1 protein-coding gene is annotated in these 2,123 nt (G+C 65.4%); it reads right to left on the bottom strand.

Features of this window, described 5'->3' with window-relative positions; genetic code table 11:
- Positions 1 to 437 precede the first annotated feature (437 nt).
- Entirely contained in the window at positions 438 to 1,631 is a 1,194-nt protein-coding gene (locus ATY29_RS00070) for a TCR/Tet family MFS transporter (protein ID WP_097537547.1), read from the bottom strand.
- Between the last annotated feature and the right edge of the window lie 492 nt (positions 1,632 to 2,123).

Raw genomic sequence — 2,123 nt, 5'->3', positions numbered from 1 at the left:
CAACACCGTGCGCCTTGTCCACCAAATTTAAACCGGACAGCAGTGGGTCAAGCCCTGGGATGACGGAGGGTGGGGTTGGCTAGGTTGCCAAACGCACCGCGGGCGCAGCTTGTGAGGCGCCGCGTCTGCCGAAGCGTCATCGCTGCCGCCGAGCCGATGCCTCCCGGCGCTACCTCTGCTGCGCGCTGGCGGGCTTATGCGCCGCGGCACCACCTCTCCTCCGCGCCGGCGTTATGCATCCCGGCACCACCTCTCCTCCGTCATCCCAGGGCTTGACCCTGGGATCCATGCGGCTGGCACCGCGGGAAGAGCGCTGGCATCTTCTCGTAGGGAAGGAATTGAAGCCGCGTGCTTGGCTGTGGATCCCAGGGTCAAGCCCTGGGACGACGGAGTGTGGGGTTGGCGTTCTCGCCACACGCACCGCCCGCAGCAGCGGTTCAGCCCGCCGGCTGCGACGCCGCCGCCTTCAGCCCGAGACCGAGAACCAGCGGCACGGCGAGCGCATAGACCGCGACGACCGAGAGCCAGATGGCGCCCGGCCACTCCCGCCGGACGAGGAAATAGACGCTGGAGAAGCCGAGCGGCGCGATGATCGAGGCGAGGCTGACGACTGAGGCCAGCACGCCCTGGAACTGGCCTTGGCTGTTTTCATCGACCTGCCGGCTGGCGAGCGACTGCAGCGCCGGCACGCCGATGCCGCCGAGCGTGAAGACCGGCATGATCGCGAAGATCATCCAGCTCCGCTCGGCAAAGGCCATGACGGTGAGCGCGATCGAGACGCCGGCGACACCGGTCAGGATCGCCCCGCGTTCGCCGAGCAGTCTGACGGCGGGTCCGGGCAGGAAGGCCTGGGCCAGCGCCTGACAGAGACCGAAGGCGCCGAGCGAAAGGCCGATCGACAGCCCGTTCCAGTGGAAGGCGTCGCTGCCCCAGAGCGCCCAGCAGGTGCCGTAGGCCTCGCCGGTGGCGCTGAAGATGAAGAAGAGGATGATCACAGGCAGCAGGCTTTTGACCTCGAGCACCGCGCGCAGCGGCTGGAGCGGATTGAGCGCCGCGAGATCGATCTTCTCGCGGCTGCCGGGGCGCGATTCCGGCAGGATGGACAAGGCAAGCAGCAGGTTGGCGCCATTGAGCACGGCCGCCGCGATGAAGGGCAGCCGCAGCCAGTAATCGCCGAGCACGCCGCCGGCGACCGGCCCGATGATGAAGCCGAGGCCGAACATGGCATTGAAGAGGCCGAAGCGGCGGGCGCGCGTCTCCTCTGGCGAGATGTCGGTGATATAGGCTGTCGCCACCGACATGTTGGCGCTGGTCAGCCCGGCGATCGCACGGCCGAGAAACAGCATCAGGAGATTGGGCGCGAAGGCGAGGAAGAGATAGTTGACGGCGGCGCCGGCGAGCGAAATCAGCAGCACCGGCCGGCGGCCGAGCCGGTCGCTGAGCGCCCCGAGCACCGGCGCAAAGATGAACTGCATGATGGCGTAAAGAGCGGTCAGCGCGCCGATAAAAGGGGCGACGTTTTCGGCATGGGTGACATCGCACAGCAGCGACGGCAGGATCGGGAAAATCAGCCCGATGCCGACGGCATCGAGGATGATGGCGGTGAAGATGACGATAAGGGATCTGGTCATGGTGCGTTCCGGGTCGACGCAAGCCGGCAGGATCGTCAGCGCTTCCCTGATTTCGTTGAATCACGGAATTGCGTCGGGACGCCGAGGGCTCACGATGAGGCCTGACGCTATGTCAGGCGTTTTGGTTTCTGGGAGTGCTGGCCGAACCGTGCTTGAAATGCATGGATGGCCTGTGCTCGACCGCCTGGACGACCATTCGTCCACCTGTTTACTCCGCCACTGAGCGGATCAAGGGAAGCAGTCGCTTTTCGCGACGGGCAAGTCATACGCCGGATGGTTGAGTGCGGCAAGTCTGTTTTTGTGCGGGGATGGTTACGGCTGTGACCCTTTGTGACACCGCGCTCGCGGTTCGCTTCATCGCCCTGGCGAGGGCTTTTGGTCCCCGGCACTACCTCTCCTCCTCCATCCCGGGCACCACTTCTCCTCCGTCATCCCAGGGCTTGACCCACTGGTGTCCGGTTTAATTCGTCACCATTGGAGGCTCATCTGGTG

This window comes from Rhizobium hidalgonense (assembly GCF_002914525.1).
In the GTDB taxonomy this organism is placed as follows: domain Bacteria; phylum Pseudomonadota; class Alphaproteobacteria; order Rhizobiales; family Rhizobiaceae; genus Rhizobium; species Rhizobium hidalgonense.
The sequence above is the reverse complement of the archived record's forward strand: the minus strand, read 5'-3'. Positions and strand labels throughout refer to the sequence as shown.